The following is a 26,933-nucleotide window of genomic DNA, read 5'->3' as shown; positions in this document are numbered from 1 at the left end:
TCGATGTAGTAAATGATTTTATAGGGGCCCTCGATTAATCTACGATGGCGCTTCTGGTGTTGGAAAAGAATCGATTCAACCTGGCCCAGAAACGGCCTGTCTGCCAAAGAACTTATTCTTTGAAAAATTCTATCCACGATTTCGTGGATTTTTTCGTCTGGTACCTGCTGGAGTTTTAAGAAGTCGATTATACGTTGTAATTTCTTTCTTGCCTCTAACGTAATAATAATTTCCACTAACGCTTTTGCTTTATATAGTCTGTAATCATTGAACGGAATTCTTCCATCGAATATATTCTTCCGGCTTTAATATCCTCTTCAGCTCTCAGCGCTCCGGCATTCATCACATCTTTCCATGCAGCCTCTTGCTGCGCCTGTTCCAGAATTTCATACACGCGTTGCAGAATTGCCGGGTCGCTCTGTGTTTCTACCAGCTTTTGTATCTCGGTTTTTATCGCTGCTACTTCCATATTGTAAAGGTATTATTTAATACGCACAAAAACTTTTGTCTCGCAGGCGCGTGCTGCATTGGAGATAATCAGTGAATCGGCATCGAACTTTTCTACCGTAAAGCTCTCCAGAATAATATGTGATTTCTTATCGAGGAAATGCAATGCATCGCCGGTAAACCGGTACATAAATGCTTTGGAATTATACGATTGCCTGCGGCTGGCGATCTTGGTGGTTTCTTCTGCCAGATTTTTTTCTTTGAGTATCAACACCTGCGGTGTAGCGCCCGACATACTCTTCATATCGTCCATCACTTCTTCCATCGTAGTGTCGCTCAATGTCGTTTCTTCTTCCAGGCAACTGGTTTGCTTGACAAGTTGCCATTTGCCCACGATCGATTGCGCATGGCTGGCAGGGATAACACAACAGAATAGCAGTATAGCTATAAAAATGACAATAGCAGCTTTCATAAACGTCAGGTTTATCCAAATTTACTCAAAATTCAAGCCACTCGCTTTCATAAACAACGGCTTTTGAAAACTCACTTTATTGCGCGAAATTCCGGCCCTTCAGAAGTGAACTTAATATGATAAAAAGTAATGCAATAGTGATCACGGGTGGTTTTCTTGACACCGGGAGCGCTAAAACTGCACATGGCCTGATTCGCGGCACCGATCGTTTTAACATTGTTGGTATCATTGACAGCAAGCATCCCGGCAAGGATGCGGGCGAAGTGCTGGACGGCCACAGACGAGATATTCCGGTATATGCTACTATTGCTGACTTTACACAGACATCGCCACAAAAAGCTACGTATTGCGTGGTAGGCGTTGCCACCAAAGGTGGTGTTATACCTGATTCGCTGCGCGCCATGCTGAAGGAAGCATTGGAGAGCGGCTATAACCTGGTGAATGGTTTGCATGAGTATGTATCTGATATACCAGAGCTTGCAGCGCTGGCAAGTCAAAAGGGGTTGGAGATTACCGATGTACGCAAGCCCAAGAAATTTAAAGACCTTCACTTCTGGACGGGCAAGATACGAGAAGTGAAATGCCCTAAAGTGGCTGTGCTTGGAACAGACTGTTCACTGGGCAAGCGCACCACAACACGTTTTCTGGTAGAGGCTATGCGCAAAGCCGGGTATAAAGCGGAGATGATCTATACAGGTCAGACAGGCTGGATGCAAGGTGCTAAATATGGTTTTGTGTTCGACTCTACACTCAACGATTTTATCTCAGGTGAGATGGAACATGCGGTAGTAACCTGCTACCAGGAAGCAAAACCTGATATAATTTTTATTGAAGGCCAGTCGTCACTGCGAAATCCAAGTGGCCCTGCCGGTGCTGAGTGGATTGTGTCGGCTAAAGCAGATGCCGTAGTGCTGCAGCATAATCCTGTCCGGAAACAATATAAGGATATGGAATATTATCCCGCATATATAGCAGATCCGAAAGATGAGATCGCGCTGATAAAAATATATGGCGCACCTACCGTAGCGCTTACCATCAATACAGCAAAGATGAGCCAGGAAGAAGCACGATCGTATACACGCGATTTTGAAAAACAACTGGGGATACCGACGGTACTGCCATTGGAAGATGGTGTGGATAGCCTGGTACCTGTATTTGAATCAATGATAAAGAAAAGCCTGGCGCAGGCATAAAGCAGGTATAGAATCTGAAGCAAACAATTTTATATATACATGACGAAGATTAAAGACATAAAAGTATGGAGTGTTGACCTCGGTAACACCAAGCCCTATACCATTGCTTTTAAAACGGTAGATGAAGTGCGAAATGCTTTTGTAGAGATTACGCTCGACAATGGTATGACGGGTATAGGATCGGGTAATCCGAGCGAATATGTAGTGGGAGAAACACTGGATCAATGCCTGGAAGCACTTGAGGAGAAAAATCTGGAGTTTCTGATCGGCAGAGACATTCGCGAGTTTAACCAGCTTACATTTGAAGTTTGGAAGAAATTTCCGGAGAACCCTTCTGCCCGGGCAGCGCTTGATATAGCACTTCATGATGCGTTTACAAAATACCTGGATATACCGCTGGTTAAATTTCTTGGACAAAAAATAAAGAAGCTGCCTACATCGAATACCATCGGTATCAAAAATGTGGAGGAAACGCTGAAGGAAGCGCAAGACTACATTAAGCGTGGCTTTAAAGTATTGAAAGTAAAATTAGGCCACAGTCTGGACGAAGATGTTGAGCGCTTAATGAAACTGCGCGAGCAGCTTGGCAATGGCATTGTTATACGCGTAGATGCTAACCAGGGCTATACCGTACACCAGACGATTGAATTGTATGGTCGTGCCTACGACTTGAATCTGGAGCTCATTGAACAGCCGCTACCGGCCCATGATATAGCAGAGATGAAGGGACTGCCGAAAGAAGTGCGCAATGTATTGGCGGCAGATGAATCACTCATTACACCAGCCGATGCGATTGAACTCGTAAAACCTCCCAAGGCAGCTGCTATCTTTAATATAAAACTGATGAAGTGTGGCGGTGTAAGCCAGGCACTGAAAATTGCAGATATAGCATTGCACGAAAATATAGACCTGTTCTGGGGATGTAATGATGAAAGCATTGTGAGCATCACCGCGGCCCTGCATGCTGCCTATGCTTGCGCCAACACCAAGTATATAGACCTTGATGGAAGTCTCGACCTGGCCCGTGATGTAGTGAAGGGCGGATTTGTGCTGAAAGACGGTTATATGTATTGCTCTGATAAACCCGGGCTAGGTGTAGAGCGAGTATAACATCCTGCGATTTTTAAAGTATAAAAACGGGAGTTGAGAAGATTCCCGTTTTTTTATTCCGGTTTTTCCTAAAAATGATTGTCCATGTAAGCCTGTACTCAATTTGAAAAATAAGATTCCGCTGCCCTAAAAGTGGCTAAATGACTCAAATTCGCATAAAATAGGATATATTAATTTAATGTTAAGTGAATGTTAAATACTTAAAACTACGGTAATATTAGTCTCCTTTTCTTTGTGAGAAATAAAGAAAATTTATCGAAGTGATAAGATTAATTTCATGCTGGTTATGTACCCTCATGCTGGTCATAGCCAGCCAGGTAAGCTTTGCTCAACCTGCCGAACGCAAAGTCGTTAATCAGTCCATTGAATGGTTCTCCATCACCACCAATCTTAAAGTTTCTAAGAGCTTCACGTGGATGCTGGAAGGACAATTCCGTCAGGCACAAGACTTTCAGCCGATGCAGTACCAACTTCGCACAGGCCTTGATATAGCAGTTAGTAAACATATCTCAATCATGCCACTCGGGTATGTATATACCTGGAACTATCGCTATGGAAAACAACCGCTTGCTTACGGGAATAACGAGCATCGTATATATCAACAGGTGACGTATAAGCATAATATCAGTCGTATTTCTATCAGCCATCGCCTGCGTTTGGAACAGCGCTTTATTCAGGTGCATACCCGCGATACAGAAAACCGGCTTATTGATCAGGGGTATGACCAAAAACTGAACCGCCTGCGTTACCGATTCATGGCCACAGTGCCGATTAATCATGCTAAGATGGAGGCTAAAACATACTTTGCCAGTGCCTATGATGAAGCGTTCTTAAGCTGGGGTAAAGGCATTACATTTCATGAGCCTGATCAAAATCGTTTATTTATAGGAGGAGGGTATCAATTCAACTCAGCATTTACGCTGCAAGGTGGTTTCCTATACCAGATGTTGATCAAGGCAAATGGCACTGCACAAGAGAATAACGTAGGTGCACAAGTGATGTTTACCTATAACATTGACCTTACTAAAAAGTAGATATAGCCCTGTATAAGCACAAGAGCTTTCCAAACCGGAAAGCTCTTGTTTTTTTATATTACAGTTGATCGGATTTAATCCAGCTTATGTATAGCGTGATATTTACTGGAGAAGAATTCATCATGCAGCTTGCGATATTTAGGCAGGTGGGCTTCCTTGATCTTTATACCGTTTACTTCCAGGTTGCCGTTGTTCCATTCCATGTTTTGAATTTTATCGCTGTCTTTTAAGTAGCCGTCTTTTACAAGTTCTTCCTTTAGCTCCTGTTCGAAGCGTTGCATATTGTCTCGCAACACTTTCATGTCTGCCTGCATATCGCGCATTTGTATTTGTTGCATTTCCTGGGCGCGCTTTAGTTGATGCATGGCATCTTCCTGCGCGATCATAGCCTGCTGGCGCGCCAGCACCATGTTTTCCTGAGCCAGTTTCATTTGTGCCATAGCATCCACTTGAATGTGTTGCAGTGCTTCAGAATCGATGTTCTCCATTTTTACTTTGATGTCTGTCATCATTTTATCAAAGTCCAGTTGGTGTGTTTTATAGAAATCACCGAAGGTTTCCTTGAACGACTTCTCAAATTCTTCTGCAAAGTTGTCCATATCATGATCAAACCGAATTGCCTGAAGAGGCGGTACCGTATCCATGTGAAATTGAAAATCTAAATTTACAGGAGCAACTACGGCTATATTCGGAAAAGGAATATCGGGTACAGGTGGCATCGCTTCAGGAGCTTCTATATCTTGAACTGCTTCAGGCGCTTCCTGTACATCTACTGCTATTTCCTGAAGCTCTGCCGGTTCAGACGGCACGGCAACCGGTGCCGGAGGGGAGTGATCTTTCTTCCTGGCTTTGATGGTAGTGTCTTGTGCAATTACGAAAGAACTTCTTGTTAGCGTCCGATCCTTTTTGTTCGAGGAAACGGTTAACCATGATGCGCAGAACAATCCGAGCACGAGCAATACCACCGGTATAATTCGTTCCCGTCCGGAATAATGTTTTACAGATTTTTCCATAAGTCTTTTAATTCGGTTTAACAATTGGTTTTTGTTATCTGCCAGCGAGAGGGCTATACCCGACTGGCTTAAGCGTGCTTCTTCAAGTTGTACCAGCGCCAATGCGTAGGCCGCTGTGTTGCCAGAAGTTCTTACCACGGCGTCATCGCAGCAGTGCTCGCGTTCATCGCGAACAATAGAAGAAAGCTTCCATACAAACGGGTTGAAGAAGAATATAGCTTCCAGTATCAGCTGAAAGAGGTTGATGAGGTAATCATGCCTCCGGATGTGTGTGAGTTCGTGAATAAATATAGTTTCAAGTTGCTCGGCAGTAAGACCGGAGAGCATACCTACCGGCACAACGATGAGCGGTTTTAAATATCCTAATACAACAGGAGCTTGTATCCGTGCGGATTCAGCCAATGAAACCTTGAGAGATATATTGAGTTGTGAAGCAAGCTCCTGCACCCGACTATACCAGTAACCGGTTATGGGCAGTGCTCCATTCCGCAGGCGACTTACATATATACCGCCTCCAACAACACGAAACATAAAGAGCAATGCACCCGCCAGCCACGCCATTACCAGCCATGAAAGATTTTGTTGTATAGCTGTTAGCAACCAGGTGAGGATACTGCCGGAAGTTGCAGCGCCTTGAGAAACGGGGTAGTATATGTAGGCGAAGTTGCCGGATGATGACGCAATGATTTCACTTTTGTTGTATAGAAGTATAAACGTAGCGATGCCGGCAATCCAGGTGAGGGTCAGACCTGCCAGCGCTACACCATATCTATAGCCGGAAGCAGCCGAAGGTATATATTTCAATAGAATCAATACCAGGCCCAGCGTAACAAGACCTTGCCAGAGTGAATGCAGCAGCGTCCAGCCGAGTGCTTCAATCATTCCGTTCGGAAGCAGGTGATATAAACTCATGATTCACCTCCTTCTAATTTTTCCAGGTATTTTCTGATTTCACGAAGCTCTTCTTTGGAAGATCGCTTGTTACCAAGCGCACTCATCACCAGTTGTGCAGCCGATCCCTGAAACACGGTGTCTATCATTTTATTAAGAATCTGCTGTTGCGTGTTCTCCAGTGAAGGCACTGCTTTATAAAGATGAAGCTTGCCGCTTCTCTCACGGGTCACCAATCCTTTTTCGTGCATGATCTGCATGAATTTCAGAATGGTGGTATAGCCATTCTGCTCTTCCCCTCCCAGCGCGTCATGAACTTCTTTTACGGAGACTGCATCTCGTTCCCAGAGCACCTGCAGTATCTCCAGTTCTTTTTCTGTTGGCTTTACATCTTTCCTGCTCATGAATACGAATGTTTTCGTAGTACAATAGTAATGAGAGTCTGAACGACTTGCAATAGTTTTACGAAAAATTTCGTAGATAAGTTTCCGAAAAGCTTTTTTCAGAATAACTGCAAAAATCGAAGACTGCTAAATTGGATGGACTTACCCTTCCCCGGGTGAGTCAGGATTTGAGGGCGGCTTCCCCGAATTTTCTTTTCAGTACCGGGTAAGCAGCGACCGCTGCCAGTATGATGAGCGTGCCGATGTAAAAGTTGAGTCCCATCTTTTCTTTATCCTTAAAAACGATAACGGCCATTACGATGCCATATACCGGCTCCAGGTTAAGTGTGAGCTGTAACAGAAATACGCTGATCTTTTTCATTAACTCTACTGCTACCGAATAAGCGTATACCGAGCAAACACCGGCCAACACAGCAATGCAAAGCCAGTCGGTGAGCGAAGGAATCAAATGTAATGTGTGGCCTGGTGCTATCTGTTTATAGAATGGAAGAAAAATGCCAATGGAAATAAACACACCCATCATTTCATAGAACGTAATGGTGAACGCAGGAATCGACCGCACTACTTTTGCATTGAAGACTGAGAAGAGTGCTGAAGTAAAGCCGGCCAATATACTGAGGAGCAATCCTGCTTTATAATGAAAGTCGAACGAGAAGATGATATAGAGTCCGAAGATCACCACCAGACCCAACAACAATTCAAATTTCTTCACACGTGTACGATTGAACCAAGGTTCCAGCAGTGCGGCCCACAGTGAGTTTGTAGCAAAGCCGACAAGACTTACCGATACGTTGGAGACGCGAGCCGAGCCAAAGAACGCCATCCAATGGACGGCTACTATGGTGCCGATCAGCAAAAGCCTGATCAGTTGATGGCTTGTAACAGAGAATGTTCCCTTTGTAACAAAAATTACAATGCCCATACCGATTACAGCAAGTATAGCGCGGTAAAACACCATCTCTACAGCCGGTATAGATACCAGCTTTCCAATAACAGCAGAGAACCCCCAGAGAAATACTATGAAATGTAGTTTAAAATAATCGTTGCGCGTGGCCATTTAACGTGGAACGTATTTGTACATAATAAGCGAGATTATACCGAAGATGACGTTCGGTATCCACACTGAGATCTGAGGGGGCATAGATCCGTTTTCAGCAAACGTACGGAACAGTGTGAAAAATATAATGAAGATGAAGGAGAGTAAAAATCCAAGAGCAATCTGAAGTCCTGTACCTCCGCGGCTTTTTCGTGATGATACAATCACCCCCATAAACACCAATATAAAAATGGTGAACGGCGCAGTGTAGCGGGTATATTTCTCCACTTCATATACTTCTATACCGGTTGAACCGCGCGCGCGCAGTGTGTTGATATAAGCGGTAAGTTCGTTTAACGTCATGCCATCGTATTTGCGATAGTCGCTTTCAAATTCTTTGGGGTGTATCACCAGTGCAGTATCTTTCGATGTACCACTCAATAGAGTATCTTTTGTTATGATGGCTTTTCCGGTATCAGCGCCAAGGGTAGTTTCCGGCCCTGCTGTTTTTTCAAAGATGGTTTGCACCCTGTGGATGCGCCAATCGCGCATCGTCCATTTTTTCTTGGTAGTGTCCCATTCAATACGGTTGGCAGTAAGTTTTTCAATGAGCTTGTTATCTTCAAAGCGCTCCATGGTGAACTGGTAGCCGGTATTGTTGGTGTTGTTATAGCTTTTCATATAGAGGTATACATCGGGTGCAACCTGTATATGAACATTCTGCTTGTCGTAATAATATTTACTCTTCAGGTATTGAACTTCAAATGCAAGTTTTGATTTGTTGGAGTTGGGAATGATCCACCCGTTGAGAATAAAACTTAGGATTGCCACGATAAATGAACCCATAAAATAGGGAAACATCATTCGCCTGAAACTTATACCGGCACTGAGTATAGCAATTACTTCAGTGCGGCCGGCCATGCGCGAGCATACATATACGGTAGCAATAAAGATGGTGATAGGTGCTACGAGGCTTCCGATCCACGGAATAAAATCCATGTAGTATCCGAATATTTGTCCGGCAGTAAGTTCTGCTTTCGCGAACTTATCCATCTTGTCGGTCATGTCGATCACAGAAATCACCGCGAGCAGAATCACCACCACAAAAAAGAAGGTGCTCAGAAATTGCTTGAGAATATATTTGTCGAGTAGTTTCATGCTGCGCTGTTGCTGTTTTTTTTATAGTCGCTGGGAAACAATCTTCACCATTTTATTTTTCCATTCGGCAAATGTGCCGTCCTCAATACGTTTACGCGCTTCTTTTACCAGCCAGAGATAAAATGTGAGGTTATGAATGGAAGCAATTTGTGCGCCTAAAATTTCTTTGTTAATGATGAGGTGCCGTAAATACGCTTTCGAATGAAATGTACTTACATAGCCGCCCAGTCCTGCATCGATAGGAGAGAGGTCATCCTTCCACTTTTCATTCCGGATGTTGATAATTCCCTCGGTTGTAAAAAGCATGCCATTGCGCGCATTGCGGGTAGGCATCACACAATCAAACATATCAATACCCAGAGCTATACATTCCAGTATATTTTCAGGTGTACCTACACCCATCAGGTAACGAGGTTTGTCTTTCGGAAGAATGCCGCACACAAGACTTGTCATGGCATACATATCTTCATGAGGTTCGCCTACCGATAAACCTCCAATGGCATTGCCGGGTTGATTTTGCGATGCTATAAATTCTGCCGATTGCTCACGCAAATCTTTATATACACTGCCCTGCACAATGGGGAACAACACTTGTTCATATCCATATTTAGGCTCGGTGGAGTGAATGCGGTCCACACATCGTTTTAACCACTTATGCGTAAGCTGCATGGAGTCCTTGGCATATTTATAATCACAGGGATACGGTGTACATTCATCAAATGCCATGATTATATCTGCACCAATGGAACGCTGAATGTCCATCACATTTTCGGGTGTGAAGTGATGCTTGGAACCATCAATGTGCGATTTGAATGTAACGCCTTCGTCTACAATCTTTCGGTTCGCAGCCAGTGAATATACCTGGTAGCCGCCACTGTCAGTAAGTATAGGGCGATTCCAGCCGTTGAATTTGTGAAGGCCTCCGGCCTTTTCAAGCACACCAAGCCCCGGGCGCAAATAGAGATGATAGGTATTTCCCAGGATAATTTGCGCCTGAATATCGAGCTCCAGCTCGCGCTGATGCACAGCCTTTACAGATCCTGCTGTGCCCACAGGCATAAAGATGGGTGTCTGGATTTCTCCGTGATCGGTGTGAAGTACGCCCGCCCGTGCAAATGACTTGGGGTCGGTTGCTGTTAAATCAAATTTCATAGCGCGATATGCGCTGCAAAAATAGAATAATCGGCCTGAACCCCTGCAAAGTTTCTTGCAGGGCACTGCTGCGCTTACAACCTGCTTATAGCCTGTGGGTTAGTGAATGCCCGAACTAAGGTATGACTCCGCATTTTGCTGGGTAATCACTTCCAGCGGGAAGAGGTCAGTGCCTGGTGTGCCTTTCTTAAACATCAGGTGGTTTACTAGGTGACTGATACCGAGTGATGCCTGACGCTTTGGATTCTGATTAATAAGGAAGTCGATAATGCCGTTGCGCAGATACTTGAGGTTTTCTTCCAGTATGTCGTAGCCTACCAGGCGGATATTTTTCTTGCCATGTTTCTCCAGAAACGATGCTGTTACTGCTGTTCCTTTTGATGTGCTGACAAAGATGCCGCGCAAGTTCGAATCATTCAGCAGTTGATCCAACTGGTTGCTGAAGGAAGGATCTTTCGGATTGAGGTTAAAGTCGATAATGGAGAAATCGCCTTTGCCCCTGTCTTTAAAATATTCGCGAAAGCCTCTTTCTTTCTCCAACAAGTGGAAAGAGTCGTGTATATCTTCATCGATGTGAAGTACAGCCAATGTTCCTGGTTGATGCTGACCGAAATAAACAAGCTCGGCGCCCACACGTCCGCTCTGATAAAGGTTCTGGCCTATAAAGCTCAGTGGATTTGCTTCTGGTATATTGGTGTTGAAAAGAACGTAAGGTATATCGGTTTCGCGGAAGAGCTCAAATATAGGAATTGCTTCGTGATAGAATGTAGGAGCGATGAGTATACCATCAGGCTTGGCGAGGTATACCTCATGCGCCATTTTCTGGAAAGAGTCTTTATCGAGAAGATCAAAGAGAAACAGCTCTACCTGTATGCCGTATTGCGCCCACTCGGTTTGTGCCTGTGCTATACCCATGTTGGATTGTGCCCAATAAGGATCCTGCTTGGGATCAGGTAGAAGCGCGGCAATGCGATAGTTTTTATTCGAACCCAGGGTGCGGGCAATCAGGTTGGGTTTATAGTCAATCTGTTCCATCACTTCCGTTACCTTTTTCAAGGCTTCCGGCGATACTCTGCCGCGATTATGCAATACGCGATCTACTGTACCTACAGAAACACCTGCCAGCTTGGCGATGTCTTTAATGCGAATATTTTTATCGACCATATTCAAAAAAATCAAATTTTCATGTGATACGAAAACGTTTCCAATTTACATATTTTTTATGTTTTCGCGCACAAATAAAATGTGCGCGTACACATTTTGAAAATTTTCTTGCTTTTATTTGTTCTGTATTCTACTTTGGATCGTGATTTTGCCAGCTACAATATTTTACAATGGCGATTTCAGGCAGAAGAAAATCTTTGCCAGTTAAATACAAGAATAAAAAAACGTTAATGCATGCTGTTTATATGGCCTTTACCAGCCATGCAGCTCTAAATCGCTGCCATTGTGCAGCTTTCGATTCGCACTGAAAGCATAAAGTTCTCGCTAGTACCGATGCGTTCTTCAGAACTTCAATCGGGTTGCTTTGTAAAGACAGCCCGCATAAAGTATCGATGTGCTCTTTATAGGTTTACGAGTACATTTGGTTTGGTTGAGTTAGTAGGGTAGGTCCAGCCTGCCCTACATTTTTAACAAAGCATATAGCGTTAGCAAGCAATACCTAGGTCAGCCTGAGATACTCTGCACCTTTTTGAAAAACACCTTAAAGGTTGTTCCGATATTTACTTCACTTTCTACTTCAATGTTTCCACTTATCGCAAGCATTTGTGTTTTTGCCAGGTATAGTCCCAGGCCTTTGCCTTCCACGTGCAGGTGAAACCTGCTATAGAGTGTAAAGAGTTTGTCTCTGTTTTTTTGCAAGTCAATTCCTAAACCATTATCGGAGATGGCAAGGCATATATAGTCACCGGCATGTATGGCAGCGATCATGATCTCCGGCTTTCTTTCCGGGTGTCTGAATTTAATGGCATTGCTCAGTAAATGATGTGCAACACTATAGAAATAAGCTTTGGACGTAATGATCGACTGAACTTCTGAAAAGTCTGTTCGAATCATTGCTTTTGAATCATTAACCTCTATTTCGAGGCCAGAGATAACTTTGTCCATCTCAACTTTCAGATCGAATTTTTCCAACGGGCTTGGCGTATTTTTAATGTGCAGAATCTGGTTGAGATCTCTGATAACAGCGTCAATCTCTTTTGCTGTAAAGACTAACTTGTCACTTATGGTTTTTACTTCATTCGGAACTTCGCTGATCATTTCCATCAACGTGCCCAGGCCCATGATGCGGGCAACGGGGCCACGCAGGTTGTGCGCTGTAACAAATGCAAATTGTTCCAGTTGCTGGTTGTATTTTACCAGTTCTTTTGTTCTCTTGTCTACTTCTTCTTCCAGCGTCTCATTTCTGTGGGTTATCTCTTTGTTCTGATTTTCAATAGTGGTTTGTGCCTTTATAAGCTGATAATTCTTTTCTGATAGTAAATTACTTTGACTCAGAAGTTCTTCATTCACATCAATCAGCTCTTTTGTTTTTTCATTGATAATTTCCTCCAACACCAGCTTTTGTTTTTTTACCCGCCTTGTGTTGAGATGTATAATGAGGAAGACCAACAGGATAGACGATATAAAGTATAAGAAACGTGCCAGCGAAGTTTTATACCATGGTGGATTTATATGAAAGGAAAATGAAGCGGGTGCACTAACAACATCGTAAATATTTTTGGCCCTTACATGAAAAGTATAGTCTCCGGCTGACAAATTGGTGAATAACGCTTCTTTGCTGGTCGCCCATTCCGACCACTTGTTTTCAAAGCCTTCTAATTTATACTGATATTGATTCTTTTCAGGTTCCTCCAGAAATGAACAGAGAAACTCGAACTTTAAATTGTTGGAAGTAAAGGGAATTGTGTTGATCGCGTTCTTTTCCGAATGTTGATAGATCACAGAATCCCGGGCCCAGACTTTCTGAATGGTTAACGTTATCGGCTCATTGTAAAAGGAAACCTGTTGAGGATTATAGTTGAATATTTTTCTATTATTTCCAATCCACACATTTCCGGAAGAAGTAACCAGTATAGGAGCATCTACATCTACACGAAGATTCCGAAAGGGAAGAGAGATTTTATTAAATGGTGTAGGTAAAAGTTTAAAACTGCCATCGGGTTGCTTTTTCAGAACGCCCGCCATTTCTTTTTCTTTCGGCCTGGCTCCCCAAAAGTAAACATTGCCTTCGGGATCTTCGGCAACGGTATATATGCAGAATCCTTTGCCTAATGCTTTCCGGTATTTTTCTTCAGGCTCAAACCGGTTATTATGTGAATTGTAGCTATAGATACCATCAATAGTCGCAGCTATAATTTTCCCGCCTATACGGTAAATTCTGTTATTGGAGCTGGCGGGCAGTCCTTTTGCGGCATCATATTTGGTTACGGCAATGACCGAATCCAACTGCTCATTTAGCTTTAGCTTCCAGATGCCCCGGTTGAATTGGCAGGTCCATATATTTCCTTCTTCGTCTTCTTGTACAGCACGTGATTCTTCTTCCGTAAAGCCTTTAATTTTTTTCTTACTCCATGTATTTTTATGTTTTGTCAGCAGCCAGATCCCTGTGTTATAAGTTCCCATGATCATCTTGTCGGCATGGTTTCGCAAGGCACACAACGCGAATGTATACTTATGATCCACGATCCTGGTGACTTTTTTCCCTTCTAACTCCAGCACGCCTTCATCATGAAGTGCATACAGTTTGTTATGTATGTTGCTGAAACTCCAAACACCGCCTTCTGTTATTGGTAATGTGGTAAAGGTGTTATCATCTTCCTGGTATAGCAGGTTGGTATAGGTTCCCACATAGTGATGGTTCCCTTTTCTGCCGAACGAAAGGACAAAATCCTTCACACCGTTTTTATAGTCAAAGTAAGACAGTGGAGAGCTCGATATGATCTCTATTATATTTGAATCGGCATTTGCCCAAAGGTTATGCTGTTTGTCTTCAAAGAGATATCCCCAGCGCATCAGGTTTTCTGCCGGTACGTGGTAGCGTAATTTCCCGCTCTTGTCGTAAAAAAGAATTTCATCATAAGAAAGAATTTCATCGATCACATGAACTGCAATGTTTCCGTTATCGAGACAGGTCATGCTCTGAATGTTCAGATTTTTCAGGCTTCTGTTGAGTTCTTCAGAGAAGATATTCCATTGATCGGGATGTTTTTCGTTGATGATCCAAACCCGATTTTTTTCATCCAATATCAGAAAGTTATCGGGGCCATAATCTGTGATCCATGCATACTTCATTCCCTCTATTATTCGGAAATAAGGTGTCGATTCAAACCCATCGCCTGTGTACCTGTATAATGCGTCCTCTTTTCGGGCATACAGGTTGTTTTGGTTCACGATTAATCCCTTGCAACGGACCTTTAATACTTTGAAATGGTTATCAGCGTATATATAAATATAATCTTCGCCTAAAAAGAAAACCTTGTTATTGAAGACCCTTACCAGGCTCATGGTCATATTTACCTTATGCACAGCCGGCAGTTTGTCTAATAAAGAAAAGTATTGATATGTTCCGTCAGACTTTGTTTGAAAATATCCCAGGTCATAATCGGCGCATACGTAAGCTTTGCCGGAAGAATCAATATCAACCGAGTAGATAGCTTCTTTGTCGGGCAATGACATCAACTCCCATTTGTTTCCATCATACCGAAGCAGGCCTTCTGTGTTGGCAACGTAAATAATGCCTTGCTGGTCCTGGCGGATAGACCAGCTCTGACTGGCGCCCTGATAAACCTCAATGGGGTAATTCTGAGTAAACAGTTGTTGTGCGCGGGCAATAAAACAACTTACCAGAAATAAGCTTGTGATTATCAGATGATACATGAATTGTTCGTTGCGTAAGGCTACCCAATAGACACCGGCCGGGTAGCTGGTCAATGTCTAAATTCAATAACTGATTTCGTTGCGGGGGTTAGGAACCAGGCTCCAAAACTAGGGTAATTGGTATTTGAATGAAACAAGGAGAATGCTTAGAGTGATATACGTAAAAATACCTACATCAATTAGACGAAGGCATGTAAAAAACTGTTGTTACCTGTGCAGGCAAATCCCACCTGGCCTGTGAGTATACGGTATATACAAGTATAGATGTCAGGTTATGTTGCCCGATCATTTAAAGAATCGGGTAACGCGTGACGCCTCGCAACAATATCGATAAGATCACTAACCTGACAAAGTGTGATTAGAAGAGACGAATAAATTACTCGTCCTTGTCGTCAGTATCTTCAGAGTATAGCGTGAGCTCTCCATATACACCACCTGAAAAGAATGGTGTGGCATCAGCAAATGAAAATGCATACATGGCGCCATCGGGAGAGTCCGCCAGTTGGCGCGATTGTACTTTATCCTGCCGCGTATTGGTAGCTTTGCGATATACGTCTACGCGCCCATCGTTAAGCAAACGTGCTCCGCTTCTGATTTTGATCAGCTCCTGCAAGCCCTGCAATTCTTTTTGCGAGTAATTCTTTCCTTCCGTCAGAGCGATTTGTCCTTTCGTGTTTTTCAGGTATTCAATGGCGGTCGTGTAGGCCTCGCGTTTGGCCTTCTCCATAGCATCTATAAATGAACGATCATCTTTAAGATCATTGAAGTCAGAAAGAATGTCATTCTTCGAGAAGCAGATTCTGGCCGATGGCGTTTCGTATACTACATCGGCAGCAGCGATTTTCCTGAGCGAGACAGAAATTGTTTCCTGCGCAACAGCACAGGAGCAAGCACACACGAGTAGCGTGCAGGGTAAAAACATTCTCATACGTGGGGTCTTTAATTCGGGAAGATAAAATTAATAATTCCTGTATGGCAAACTGTATTTCAGTGCTTTTTCTTCGTGTGAACTTTTAATTGTCGTTCAAAAAAAATGTATCAACATCTGCTGTAGAATCTTTTCGCCATGCACATACTTCCGTGTTAATTTGTGCGGGTTCCCTTTTATCCTCCAACAGGCCTTTTATCTTTGTGGCTTTCTTAATTTAAGTCGCTTGCTAATCCTGTTCGTCATTTTTTCAGCTCTTGTTGGAATACAGCTTATCTATCTCATCGTATTCCTGGTTGCCATTTCCAAAAAGCGGACTGCAACGCAGACGGAGCGTTTGCCCGTATCGATCATTATTTGTGCGCACGATGAGGAAGAGAACCTGAAGGAGCTGATTCCTGAATTGCTGGCACAAGACTACCCCGAGTTTGAGATCGTTGTGGTTGACGATCGCTCCAACGATACAACATTCGATTGGCTGCTGGAAGAAACAAGCAAAGATCACCGTTTGCGCATGGTGCATGTTAACCGCACACCTCCGCACGTTAATGGAAAGAAATACGGCATTACACTGGGAATCAAAGCAGCCAAATACGAGTGGATCTTATTGACCGATGCAGACTGCAGGCCACTCACCAAACAGTGGATCGCTTCCATGAGCGCACAGTTCAATGAATCGACAAGCTTTGTATTGGGAACATCGCCGTATGTAAAAGTACCTGGCCTTCTCAACGCTTTTATTCGTTTTGAAACGTTGCTCACAGCATTACAATACATCTCTTTTGCTTCATTGGGAAACCCTTACATGGGCGTTGGCCGTAATATGGCCTATCGGAAATCGATGTTTCTGCAGAAGAAAGGATTCAATAACTTTTTGAATGTTACCGGTGGTGATGATGATCTGTTTGTGAATCAGCATGCCACGGGCAAAAATACGAAAGTGGTGATTGGTGAAGAGTCGCTGATATATTCGCTTCCTGAAACCACATGGTCATCATTCTTCCGTCAGAAGACCCGCCATTTATCGGTAGGAAAGTTGTATCGGTTCGGGCATCGTTTTTTGCTCGGATTGTTTACGCTAACCTGGCTGCTTACCTGGTTCGGAGGTATTCCGCTGGCCTTTGTGCCGGAATTTACTTACCTGGTAGTGGGGGCGTTGCTTTTCCGTATGCTCTTCCTGGTTATGGTAGCCAATATGGCTGCCAAAAGATTCGGGGTGCGGTTTGAGGTATGGCTGGTGCCGCTTTTAGATTTTATTTATGCCTTTTATTATCTTGTCACCGGCCTCATGGCGTTAGTGTCCAAAAAAGTACGATGGAAGAATTAGAAGAAGAAAACAGGTTCTCATCAAAAGCACTGGAAGATTTCCGTTTGATTGATATGGCCGTGGCAGGCGATGACAGCTCGTATGCCAAGCTTATGCAGCGGTATAAGCGCCCGGTCTACCACATGATTCTGAAAATGGTGCGCAATGTAGATGATGCCGAAGATCTTACCATCGAGTCGTTTGCCAAAGCCTTTAGAAGCCTTCATCGTTTTAAAAAAGATTTTACATTCAGTACCTGGTTGTTCCGCATTGCTACGAATAACACCATCGATTTTATACGCAAGAAAAAACTGAACACTCTCAGCATTGAAAATACATTTACCGATGACGATGGCCAGTCTGTTTCCATCGATGTGGAAGATGAGAACCTCGATCCGCAGGAAGAAACCATCAAGTCGCAAAAAGCTGAGCTGATACAAGTCTTTGTAGATAAGCTGCCTGCCAAATATCAGAAGCTGGTGCGCCTGCGCTATTTCCACGAACTCTCGTATGAAGAGATTGCTGTAGAGCTGGATGCACCATTGGGTACAGTAAAAGCGCAGCTTCACCGCGCACGTGAGCTGATGTTTGAGATGGTGAAGAACAAGCGCGATCATATTTAATCTATCTATACATCTTTAGAAACTCCGCTGCCGCTTGCAACAGGCCGACATCATATTTCATTACTTTCCTGATCTTACCGCCAAACAAAAAGAGCAGTTTGTCAAGCTGTTTGATTTGTATAAAGAGTGGAATGACAAGATCAATGTAATATCCCGCAAGGATATCGATAACCTGTATATCAATCATATACTGCACTCGCTGGGAATAGCCAAAGTAATGGCTTTTAAACCCGGTGCATCGGTGCTCGATGTAGGTACGGGAGGTGGCTTCCCCGGTATACCGCTGGCTATACTCTTTCCTGATACTAAATTTCATCTAGTAGATTCTATCGGCAAAAAGATTACTGTAGTGAAAGGTGTAGCCGAAGGTATAGGATTGAAAAATGTAAAAGCCGAACAGATTCGCGCGGAGCAGATTAAAGGTGAATATGATTTTATAGTGAGCCGGGCCGTTACCCGTTTAAAAGAATTTTACGGATGGATCCATCGCAAAACCAAAAAGCAATCGGTACATGAGCTTGATAATGGTATATTGTATCTGAAAGGTGGTGATTTAGATGAAGAGCTTGCCGAACTGAAGCACATCCACCAGGTTTACGATCTTTCCGATTATTTTAAAGAAGAATTTTTCGATACGAAAAAAGTGGTTTTTGTACCGCTATAGCCCGTTTTTTACCAGGTCAATCTCTGCCAGCCCTTGCTGAAAACGTTTTCGGCCGTTGCTTTATTAAACTAAATTTTATAACTATGTAGTCATCCCAAACTTCATCGTGAAAAAAGCGATATCCATAGTGTTCATCTTCCTCCTGCTCTTTAACGTGCTGGGTTACTATGGATTGTTCTTCGGGCTACACTATCAGAACCGGCAACAGTTAATACAACAATTCGATGCTGGCCAGTATAATCAGCAACAAACGGTTACCATTAAAGTGCCACTGGCCATTCCATACGCCAATAATACAGAAGAATACCAGCGTGTGGATGGCGAGTTTGAACACAACGGTGAAGTATACCGTATGGTAAAGCAGCGCCTTTCGCAAGACACACTATATATAGTATGTGTTAAGGATATGAAGGGCACCCGCATCAACCAGGCATTAGCTGATTATGTAAAGACTTTAGCCGACAGTCCTGCAGGAGATCAGCACCAGGCACCCGCATTGCCGGCTTTTATTAAAGAATATATTGTGAGCAGCTATACGATCAAATCCCAAACACGGGGCTGGTCATCTGATGTGCGTAACGAAAAATCTCCCGTTGTATTGACCGATTCCTACTGTGCGTCTATCGTACATCCTCCTGAAAGGGCGTAATCTTTTTATTCTTCCCGCCCGTACAATTCATTTAAGAGCGTAGTAAAAGAGCTATACAGGCAGCTGTATATTTCCTGTAGGCTGGTGTTGGAGTAAACTTTATTGTACCCTCGGGAAGAGCGTTATGCTCTTGCGCGATTGTCTTTTGATCGCATCCATCGTGGAAACCCTTAATAATCCAAAACTATATATGAAGAAAATCTACCTGCTACTACTCGGGATTATTCCCACTCTCTCATTCTCACAAACGCTCACAGACGGGCTTATGATGCCCAAAAAAAATTTTTGTACCGGTTTTATGTATGGACATGATCGCTGGACGAACTATTGGGAAGGAGAGCTGAAGCGTGACAATGGAAACATCGGGCATATAACAACGCAAAGCCTGACATGGGTTGGTAATTATGGTGTCACCAACAAGATCAATGTGATTGCCATGGTACCGTATGTGAAGACAGAAGCCAGCCAGGGAACCTTGCATGGCATGGAAGGTCTGCAGGATCTTTCGCTGGGTGTAAAGTATAATTTCTTCAAGCAGAAATTTGAGAAGAGTACGTTCAGTACATTTGCGGTATTTAATTTCTCTACGCCGCTGAGTGACTATACTCCGGATTTTTTTCCGCTGGCACTTGGCACGCATACAACCAACCTCACCTACAGGCTTACGTCTAATTTCAGATACGAGCACTGGTATGTAAATGCCTCCGGAGGATATACCTGGAGAAGCAACACGAAACTGGACCGCCCCTCATACTTTGATGGCAATCAGTTTGTAATGAGTGACGAAGTAAAAATGCCAAATGTATTTGATGTTTTTGCCAGCATTGGTTACCACACGGGTCCGCTGCAGGCCGAGCTGAACTATATGCAGCAAAACACACTGGGGGGCGCTGATATACGCCGGCAGGATATGCCGTTTGTATCAAACCGTATGAATTATATAAAAGGCGGTGCATTGATTATGTATTATCTGCCCAAGCCGGCCGGCCTGGCAGCACGTGGTGCAGTAATGTATACCCTGGCCGGACGCAACGTTGGCCAGTCAACCACACTGATGGCCGGATTTCTCTACACCCTCAAGTTTGGTGAAAACCAGTAATGATTCTACGCTATGAAAAAGAATATATACTATACCCTGATTATAACCTGTGCGCTTGCACTCGGTATTGTTGTGAGCTGCAATAAAGATATTGAAGTTTCTGAGACGCTTACACCGCTTGCACCTGCCAGCCTTGATGAAGATGCAGAAACCTGGACACCTATAGATGCCAACACATTCACAATCGATAAAATTGTAAACGTAGTGGAGAACTCTACTCCCAAAGTGTTCAACCCTCCGGCCGATATAACATCCGATGCTTACAAGGCAGAACTTGCTACCATTAAGGATTTACAAAGTAAACTTACCAAGGAACAGAAAGCTGCTATCGAATACTGGAGTGGTGGCGGTGTGTTGCGCTGGAACCAGGTACTGCGTGGATTGGTAGCACGCTATAATTTACCCCCGGCACCGAAAGCCGATGGTACATACCCGGTGCCGGATGCCGAGAACCCGTTTGCTGACCCTAACTTTCCGTTTGCAAACCCTCCCTATGCAGCACGTGCCTATAGTTATGTTACTGTAGCGCAATATGAAGCGCTGAAAGCTGCATGGCACTATATGTACCAATATAAAAGACCTTCACCTTATAAGAATGACGCTGGCATACAATCATTAATGCCTGAAACCGGTTTACCTTCGTATCCTTCGCACGATGCTGTGCTATCAGGTGTAACGGCAGAGATGCTGAAATTACTTTTCCCTGCAGCTGTAGAGGAGATTACGTTGAAAGCAGCCGAGCAACGCAATGCAGCACTGTGGTCTGGTAAAGCTTCTACCAGCGATATAGCCGCCGGACTTGCGCTCGGTAAATCGGTAGCTGCGTTATTTATTACGCGTGCCAAAGGCGATGGTATGGGTTCTGCCGTGGGTAACAAAGCACTTTGGCAAAGCCTGGAAGATGGCGCCAAAGCAAAAGGAGAAATTCCGTGGATAAGCCTCGAAACACCCAAGCGTCCGCCAATGCTGCCAGCGTTTGGTAAAGTAAAAGCGTGGATGATGACGGCTGACCAGATAACCGCTGGCCGGCCGGCTCCACCACCACTAACCTCTTCGGCTGAGATGAAGACAGAAGTGGATGAAGTAAAATGGTATTCTAAAAATCTTACACGCGAACGCCTCGCCATTGTACACAAATGGGCCGATGGTGCGGGAACCTATACGCCTCCCGGGCATTGGAATGATATAGCTGCCGAGTATATACGCGATGCTAATTATAGCGAGGTAAGGGCCGCGCGTGCCTTTGCATTGCTGAATGTGGCCTTGCATGATGCAGCCGTTTGCTGCTGGGAAACGAAGTTCTATTATTTCAATCCGCGTCCTTCGCAGATGGACCCTTCTATAAAAACTGGTACCGGTGTACCGAACTTTCCGGCCTTTACTTCCGGACACTCTACGTTCTCCGGATCGGCAGCTACGGTGTTATCATACCTGTTTCCATCGAATAGCGAATATTTTCTGGGACAGGCAAGTGAAGCTTCGAACTCTCGACTATATGCCGGTATACATTACCGTTCCGATATTGAAGTAGGCTTGAAGCAAGGAAAGAATGTAGGAGGATTTGCCGTAGCCTTTGCACAAACCGATGGCGCTGATTAAGATATATATTGATGATTGATAGGTTAAATTCGGGAATGCCCTCGGGCATCTCCCGGTTTTAGAAAAAGATTAGAACAAGCGTAAAGGAATAGATATAGAAAGTATAAAAAGATCTTTGGGTTAGAAAAACACTCCCGCACTGCTCAGACCCGCACCCACACCTAAGTTTGCTCCAATCGAGAAGTGATCCGGATAAGGTATATGTCATACGGCCTGTCCGGATTTGCTTTTTTACAGGTGTACCATTATGTATACATTCATTTCTGCAAAATCGAATGCCTGCGCACACAAATGAGATTTTCTACTCAAGAAACATCATAGATATTCATGGCTCTATGTGCCGGAGAAATATCCAATTGACGTGATGCGGCTGGCAATAAATTTAAACTTGTTTTATATTTCATTATGAAAAAAGCCCTGTATCAGTTTTGGATTGTCATGTTGCTGACATCGCCCGTTTTCCTTACGGATATATTTGCGCAGAGAAAACAAGTTGCTACCGGTACTGTTCAGCGAATCAAAGTACACGGAAAATTTCTGGAGCAAAATCTTAGCGGCGATAGTGCCGAGCGGTACGTATCGGTTTATTTACCGGCGAGCTACAAAAACAACCCTGCCAAACGCTATCCGGTAGTTTATTTCCTGCACGGCTATACCGACAACGATGCAAAATTCTATGGCTTTGAAAAACACTGGATGACATTACCGCCAATTTTAGACAGTGTGTTTGCAAAGGATGCTATGCATGAAATGATTGTTGTTACTCCTAATGCGTATACAACTTTTCAGGGAAGTATGTATTCGAATTCTGCTACCACCGGTAATTGGGAAGATTTTATTGCGGAAGAATTGGTAGCGTATATCGATAGTCATTTTCGCACGCTTGCAAAGACAGAAAGCCGGGGTTTATGTGGTCATTCCATGGGCGGTTACGGAGCGTTGCGTATTGGAAGAAAATATCCGGATGTATTTTCAGTTGTATATTTACTTAGCCCGTGTTGTCTGAATTCGCCTCCGATGTCTCTTCAACCAATACCACAGTCATTTCTTCGTGCAGACAGTATCAAAACCCTTGACGAAGTACTGAAGGCAGATTTTGGCACGAAAGCACTCTTTGCGTCTGCAGCAGCGTGGTCGCCCAATCCTGCAAACCCTCCGTTTTTTATCGACCTCCCGGTAAAAGAGGGTAAAGTTCAACCCGGCATTTTGCAGAAATGGGATGCTAACAGACCATTGAATAATTTAGATCAGTACATCTTCAATATCAGAAAACTCAAAGCAATCGGTTTTGATGCCGGAACAAAGGATGCATGGATTGCTGAAAGTATCAAAACACTGGACAATGAGTTGAATAAGTACGGGATCAAACATTTCTTTGAAATCTACGAAGGCGATCACATTAACCGCGTTGCTGAGAGAATCCAGAATAAAATGGTAAAATTTTTTTCTGACAATTTATCATTCGGGAAACGAGAAAAAACGAATAAGTAAACTTCACTTTCCCTCTGCTATAATTGCTTCCGGGGTGTCAATCAATGTGCGTTCTTCCGGAGTAAGCTGCAAGTCATCAGCAATAGAGGAAGGGGTTGGGCGCAATAAATAAAATACAACCGCTATAAAGATGGGAATGAACAAGAGATAGAAATTACCATTCAGAAAGAAAACAATAGCAGCAAAGAGACCCGGTAGTTCCAGGCAGGCAGAACGCACCAGCAGTATGCCGATGTATTTAGGCATCTTGCTTTTTAGTGGTAATCCTTTATCGATCCGTAAAAGCATTTGCTGATAGAGAAAATGTGCGGCAGAAAAGCCGATCACCACCACAGCAGCCAGCGCATAGGTATATATTTTAGTACTCTCATCCACTTTCACTACAACTTTTCCGAGATATACCAGTACAAATACGACTGCTGCAAATAGCAGCATCAATCCTGCCTGGGCAAAATAGATCAGGTTAAGCTGACTGAAATACTGTTTGGAGGTAAAGGCTTTGCTCATGATGATAATGTTAGAATAATGTTAGCGACCGTTAATGATCAGATCTTTCATCACATTGAAAGTTTTTTCTTTCAGTGATGCTATATCGCTGGCTGTGAGTCCTTCTGTTTTTATCTCACCGCCAACATATATTTTTATCTTGCCAGGACGCAGATCGATCGTACTGGGAGGCATCAGTTTTCCTGCGCCCACTACAACCAGGGGCAATATCGGTTGTTGCGTATCTACCGCAATCCGAAAGGCGCCATCGTGAAAAGGCTGTAATACTTCTTTCGAGCGGTTCTGTGTTCCTTCGGCAAAGATGAGTATAGATATACCTTGCCTAAGAAATTGTTTAAGACGATCAATACTCTTCTTACGGCTCTCCTGACTGGAGCGATCAACAATAATGGTAGCGGATTTAACGATCCATCCAAAAACCGGAATTTTGAGAAGTTCTTTTTTAGCCAAAGGTCTGAATTGGCCGGGTATAATCATGCGTATACCGGGTATATCCAGGAATGAAGTATGGTTGCTCACGAAAATATAGGCTTGGCCTTTTTTGAAATTCTCCGTTCCATAAAACTCATAACGGATAAACGTGAGAATACTGAATGTCCACGACCACAACCACAGAAAGAAATAGCCGATGTTTCCGAAGCGTTGGCCCAGCAAAAACGGAATCATAATACCTGGCAGGTAGAGAATCATAAACACACTGAACACCAGGAATACCCACACTTTATACAAGGTGAGGAGGATAGTCTGAACAATTTTCAAGTGATACCAGTTAAAACTTCCTCGAAAGTTCTGAAAGTTTAGGAAAGATGCAAAAAGCAAAAGCCAGCATGGACGCTGGCTTTTAAAAATAGGATGAACGGCTGCTCTTACGAGAGCGCAAATTTGGTAACACCGGGTGTAGCAATGGGGTAAAAACCATTTGCATCGGGTTTTACCGGAGTCTCTGCATCCCAGGCGAAGGTTGCAGGCATAATGCTGATGTTTGATTTCAACGCTTTATCCCACTCAATAACTTCTCCGCTGTAGGTGGCCATGCGCCCCATAATAGCGGTCATGGTCGACTTTGCTCCATTCTCTGCATCGGCAAATTTATATTCTCCTTTCGCGATGGCTGCGAAGAGTTCATCGTGCTCTGTTTGATAGGGGTTGTTCTCTGTTTTCTTGTCGAACTTATACAATACCTTATCCTTCGCGGCTATTTCCCCTGCACCGCATTTAATAGTACCCTTCGTGCCTACAAAGTATTCGTCAACTTTGGCATACGTGCCTTTGATGTGGCGGCACTGGCTGTTGAGGATCGAGCCATCGGCATATTGAAACTCTACATAATGGTGATCGAATATCTCACCGTACTCTTTACCTGTGCGCACCTGGCGTCCGCCCATACCTTGTGCCTTTACAGGATAACCTCCCTTGAACCAGTTCATCACATCGATGTTATGGATATGTTGCTCGTTGATATGATCACCGCAGAGCCAGTTGAAATAATACCAGTTGCGCATCTGATATTCCATTTCAGTTTGTCCTGGCTGGCGCATCTTTACCCATACGCCATCATTGTTCCACCACACTTGTGCAGAAGTGATGTCGCCAATCATGCCATCTTTCAGGCGCTTGTATAACTCACGGTATGAGTTCTGATAATGACGCTGCAGCCCCACCACTACATTTAATTTTTTAGCTTTTGCTTCTGCCGCAGCCGCCAGCACTTTTTGTACCCCCGCGGGGTCGGTGGCTACAGGCTTTTCCATAAACACGTGCTTGTTCTGTTTAACAGCTTCTGTGAAATGGATGGGGCGAAAGCCTGGCGGAGTTGTAAGAATCACTACATCGGCCAATGGAATCGCCTTCTTATAGGCATCGAAGCCTACAAATTTAGTCTCTTCGGTTACGGTAACTTTTGCTTTTACATTTCCTTCGTCTGAGTTCTCATCGGTAAGCGCATGATAGCATTCATCCAGGCGATCGCGAAACGCATCGGCCATGGCTACGAGCTTCACGTTTTGCTTGGTAAGAAGTGCCTGCATGGCAGCACCGGTGCCACGACCACCACAGCCTATCAACGCTATTTTGATGGTATCGTCCATAGAGGTAAAGTATCCGGCATTTGATATAAGCGGCATGGCCATCAGGCCTCCCGTTGCAATGGCAGAGCTCTTCACAAAATCTCTGCGGCTGATCGTTGCATTGTCTTTCGATTTCATAGGCGATGGTTTAAATGTTTTTTGAATGAGGCGTATACTTTATTAAGACAGTTCATTCGGTCATTTCCCCGAACCGTTCATCAACTATTTTAGATAGGAAGCATAGAATTTTTCAATTTCTTCCTTCGAGGGCTGTATCAATGGTCGTGCAATGCGAAAGCCCATATACATGCCATCCGTTAACCACCAGCGGCTTTTTGGTATTTGAGGATCGCGCTTGTTCCACTCAGCGCTCGATGCAATGCGATTGGTGCAACGTAACACTTCTGTTTCATCTAAGTACGAACCGCCCCGTGCTACGCGGGGATATTTACCGGCTGGTGGAGTAGAAGGATCTTTTGATCCGGCAGCAAGCAGTTCGTATGCTGTTGGATTATATTGATCCAGTGTCCACTCGCTTAAGTTGCCCAGCATATCATACAATCCAAAAGCATTGGGCTTGAGTTGCATTACTTTATGATATTTACCGCCACTGTTATTTTTAAAGAAGCCATATTCCTGCAAGCTGTTAGGATCGTTGCTTACTGGTTTATCATTCCCCGCACGACAAGCATATTCCCATTCTGCTTCTGTAGGCAGTCGGTAGAAGATGCCGGTTTGTTCGTATAGCCATTTGCAATACATAATGCCTGCCTGCTGACTCATGCTATTAGCGGGTTGCTTCGGATCGCGCCCCATACCCCAGGTAAGGTCTATATATTGCGCTGTGGGTCGTGATACAGCATCCACTGCGATAGCTTTTGTTTGCGGCACATCCATGTTCTTGAAGAATGCATCCCACTCGGCAAAGGTCACCTCATGTTCTTCTATCCAGAAAGCAGATAGTTCTACTTTTTTCTGGGGCGTTTCATCCTGCTCCTTCCTGCTATCGGCCGGGTTGCTGCCTAACATGAATGACCCTGCCGGTATAGCAATCATTTTAAAGTTTACATTGGTGCCGGGAATAGTTTGTTCATAGCTTTCAAATTTTTGAGCCTGCACGTGGAAAGTGAAAAGCAGAGAGCTAAAAGCAAGTGTGAGATAGTTCTTCTTCAAAGCAATCATTGTTTAATTTAATGGGCGATGAAGATAG

General features: G+C 43.9%; 25 protein-coding genes. 10 read left to right on the top strand and 15 right to left on the bottom strand.

Features of this window, described 5'->3' with window-relative positions; all coding sequences use genetic code 11:
- The 3 genes from V7Q33_RS19580 to V7Q33_RS19570 form a co-directional block, all read right to left on the bottom strand.
- Positions 1-236 (bottom strand): type II toxin-antitoxin system RelE/ParE family toxin (locus V7Q33_RS19580; RefSeq protein ID WP_333820971.1); only part of this gene is annotated, 236 nt, incomplete at its 3' end.
- Positions 236-469 carry a hypothetical protein gene (locus V7Q33_RS19575; RefSeq protein ID WP_331982762.1) on the bottom strand — a complete coding sequence of 78 codons (234 nt, stop codon included), beginning with the start codon at positions 467-469 and terminating at the stop codon, positions 236-238. The genes V7Q33_RS19575 and V7Q33_RS19580, both read right to left, overlap by 1 nt.
- Before the next feature lie 12 nt (positions 470-481).
- The gene (locus V7Q33_RS19570) at positions 482-919 is read right to left on the bottom strand and encodes a hypothetical protein (protein ID WP_333820970.1); all 438 of its coding nucleotides are present in this window, start codon (positions 917-919) and stop codon (positions 482-484) included.
- 116 nt (positions 920-1,035) lie between these two features.
- Here V7Q33_RS19570 and V7Q33_RS19565 point away from each other — a divergent pair, with 116 nt between their 5' ends.
- The 3 genes from V7Q33_RS19565 (at position 1,036) to V7Q33_RS19555 (ending at position 4,256) form a co-directional block, all read left to right on the top strand.
- On the top strand, positions 1,036-2,112 hold the full coding sequence (locus V7Q33_RS19565) for a DUF1611 domain-containing protein (RefSeq protein ID WP_333820969.1): 1,077 nt from the start codon (positions 1,036-1,038) through the stop codon (positions 2,110-2,112).
- A 39-nt stretch (positions 2,113-2,151) separates the two neighbouring features.
- Entirely contained in the window at positions 2,152-3,222 is a 1,071-nt protein-coding gene (locus V7Q33_RS19560; RefSeq protein ID WP_333820968.1) for a mandelate racemase/muconate lactonizing enzyme family protein, read from the top strand.
- A 296-nt stretch (positions 3,223-3,518) separates the two neighbouring features.
- Complete coding sequence (locus tag V7Q33_RS19555) at positions 3,519-4,256, top strand: DUF2490 domain-containing protein (RefSeq protein WP_331982758.1); 738 nt, start codon at positions 3,519-3,521, stop codon at positions 4,254-4,256.
- Positions 4,257-4,330: 74 nt separating this feature from the next.
- Here V7Q33_RS19555 and V7Q33_RS19550 read toward each other — a convergent pair whose 3' ends face one another.
- The 8 genes from V7Q33_RS19550 to V7Q33_RS19515 all read right to left on the bottom strand — a co-directional run bounded on the left by V7Q33_RS19550 (position 4,331) and on the right by V7Q33_RS19515 (position 15,719).
- Entirely contained in the window at positions 4,331-6,181 is a 1,851-nt protein-coding gene (locus tag V7Q33_RS19550; RefSeq protein ID WP_333820967.1) for a M56 family metallopeptidase, read from the bottom strand.
- On the bottom strand, positions 6,178-6,564 hold the full coding sequence (locus tag V7Q33_RS19545; RefSeq protein WP_331982756.1) for a BlaI/MecI/CopY family transcriptional regulator: 387 nt from the start codon (positions 6,562-6,564) through the stop codon (positions 6,178-6,180). Before V7Q33_RS19545 ends, V7Q33_RS19550 begins: the two co-directional genes overlap by 4 nt.
- A gap of 160 nt (positions 6,565-6,724) precedes the next feature.
- Positions 6,725-7,621, bottom strand: coding sequence for a DMT family transporter (locus V7Q33_RS19540; protein WP_333820965.1), 897 nt, complete (start codon positions 7,619-7,621; stop codon positions 6,725-6,727).
- Positions 7,622-8,758: an LptF/LptG family permease gene (locus V7Q33_RS19535; RefSeq protein WP_331982754.1), complete on the bottom strand. Its 1,137-nt coding sequence runs from the start codon at positions 8,756-8,758 to the stop codon at positions 7,622-7,624.
- Between the two features lie 21 nt (positions 8,759-8,779).
- Complete coding sequence (tgt, locus tag V7Q33_RS19530) at positions 8,780-9,910, bottom strand: tRNA guanosine(34) transglycosylase Tgt (protein ID WP_333820964.1); 1,131 nt, start codon at positions 9,908-9,910, stop codon at positions 8,780-8,782.
- A gap of 99 nt (positions 9,911-10,009) precedes the next feature.
- The gene (locus tag V7Q33_RS19525; protein WP_333820963.1) at positions 10,010-11,074 is read right to left on the bottom strand and encodes a LacI family DNA-binding transcriptional regulator; all 1,065 of its coding nucleotides are present in this window, start codon (positions 11,072-11,074) and stop codon (positions 10,010-10,012) included.
- A 504-nt stretch (positions 11,075-11,578) separates the two neighbouring features.
- Positions 11,579-14,791, bottom strand: a complete 3,213-nt coding sequence (locus V7Q33_RS19520) for a HAMP domain-containing sensor histidine kinase (protein ID WP_333820962.1) — start codon at positions 14,789-14,791, stop codon at positions 11,579-11,581.
- 376 nt (positions 14,792-15,167) lie between these two features.
- Entirely contained in the window at positions 15,168-15,719 is a 552-nt protein-coding gene (locus tag V7Q33_RS19515) for a hypothetical protein (protein ID WP_331982750.1), read from the bottom strand.
- A gap of 226 nt (positions 15,720-15,945) precedes the next feature.
- Here V7Q33_RS19515 and V7Q33_RS19510 point away from each other — a divergent pair, with 226 nt between their 5' ends.
- The 7 genes from V7Q33_RS19510 to V7Q33_RS19480 all read left to right on the top strand — a co-directional run bounded on the left by V7Q33_RS19510 (position 15,946) and on the right by V7Q33_RS19480 (position 23,150).
- Positions 15,946-17,046, top strand: coding sequence for a glycosyltransferase (locus V7Q33_RS19510; protein WP_331982749.1), 1,101 nt, complete (start codon positions 15,946-15,948; stop codon positions 17,044-17,046).
- On the top strand, positions 17,034-17,648 hold the full coding sequence (locus V7Q33_RS19505; RefSeq protein ID WP_331982748.1) for an RNA polymerase sigma factor: 615 nt from the start codon (positions 17,034-17,036) through the stop codon (positions 17,646-17,648). Before V7Q33_RS19510 ends, V7Q33_RS19505 begins: the two co-directional genes overlap by 13 nt.
- A 34-nt stretch (positions 17,649-17,682) precedes the next feature.
- A complete protein-coding gene (gene rsmG, locus V7Q33_RS19500; protein ID WP_331982747.1) occupies positions 17,683-18,312 on the top strand; it encodes a 16S rRNA (guanine(527)-N(7))-methyltransferase RsmG in 630 nt (209 codons plus the stop codon).
- Between the two features lie 106 nt (positions 18,313-18,418).
- Positions 18,419-18,961: a hypothetical protein gene (locus tag V7Q33_RS19495; RefSeq protein ID WP_331982746.1), complete on the top strand. Its 543-nt coding sequence runs from the start codon at positions 18,419-18,421 to the stop codon at positions 18,959-18,961.
- A gap of 190 nt (positions 18,962-19,151) precedes the next feature.
- Positions 19,152-20,060, top strand: coding sequence for a hypothetical protein (locus tag V7Q33_RS19490; RefSeq protein ID WP_333820961.1), 909 nt, complete (start codon positions 19,152-19,154; stop codon positions 20,058-20,060).
- 12 nt (positions 20,061-20,072) lie between these two features.
- Positions 20,073-21,659 (top strand): phosphatase PAP2 family protein, encoded by a 1,587-nt coding sequence (locus V7Q33_RS19485; protein ID WP_331982744.1) that lies wholly within the window; start codon positions 20,073-20,075, stop codon positions 21,657-21,659.
- A gap of 405 nt (positions 21,660-22,064) precedes the next feature.
- A complete protein-coding gene (locus V7Q33_RS19480) occupies positions 22,065-23,150 on the top strand; it encodes an alpha/beta hydrolase (RefSeq protein ID WP_333820960.1) in 1,086 nt (361 codons plus the stop codon).
- A gap of 3 nt (positions 23,151-23,153) precedes the next feature.
- On the opposite strand, the gene V7Q33_RS19475 is transcribed toward V7Q33_RS19480, so the two are convergent.
- From V7Q33_RS19475 to V7Q33_RS19460, 4 genes are all read right to left on the bottom strand, one after another.
- Entirely contained in the window at positions 23,154-23,657 is a 504-nt protein-coding gene (locus V7Q33_RS19475; protein WP_333820959.1) for a hypothetical protein, read from the bottom strand.
- Between the two features lie 21 nt (positions 23,658-23,678).
- Positions 23,679-24,416 (bottom strand): lysophospholipid acyltransferase family protein, encoded by a 738-nt coding sequence (locus V7Q33_RS19470; protein ID WP_331982739.1) that lies wholly within the window; start codon positions 24,414-24,416, stop codon positions 23,679-23,681.
- A 107-nt stretch (positions 24,417-24,523) separates the two neighbouring features.
- Positions 24,524-25,861 (bottom strand): Gfo/Idh/MocA family protein, encoded by a 1,338-nt coding sequence (locus V7Q33_RS19465; protein ID WP_331982737.1) that lies wholly within the window; start codon positions 25,859-25,861, stop codon positions 24,524-24,526.
- Between the two features lie 84 nt (positions 25,862-25,945).
- Positions 25,946-26,896 carry a formylglycine-generating enzyme family protein gene (locus tag V7Q33_RS19460; RefSeq protein ID WP_333820958.1) on the bottom strand — a complete coding sequence of 317 codons (951 nt, stop codon included), beginning with the start codon at positions 26,894-26,896 and terminating at the stop codon, positions 25,946-25,948.
- Positions 26,897-26,933 lie beyond the last annotated feature (37 nt).

The sequence above is a fragment of the Ohtaekwangia sp. genome, from assembly GCF_036786105.1.
Lineage (GTDB): Bacteria > Bacteroidota > Bacteroidia > Cytophagales > Cyclobacteriaceae > Ohtaekwangia.
The sequence above is the reverse complement of the archived record's forward strand: the minus strand, read 5'-3'. Positions and strand labels throughout refer to the sequence as shown.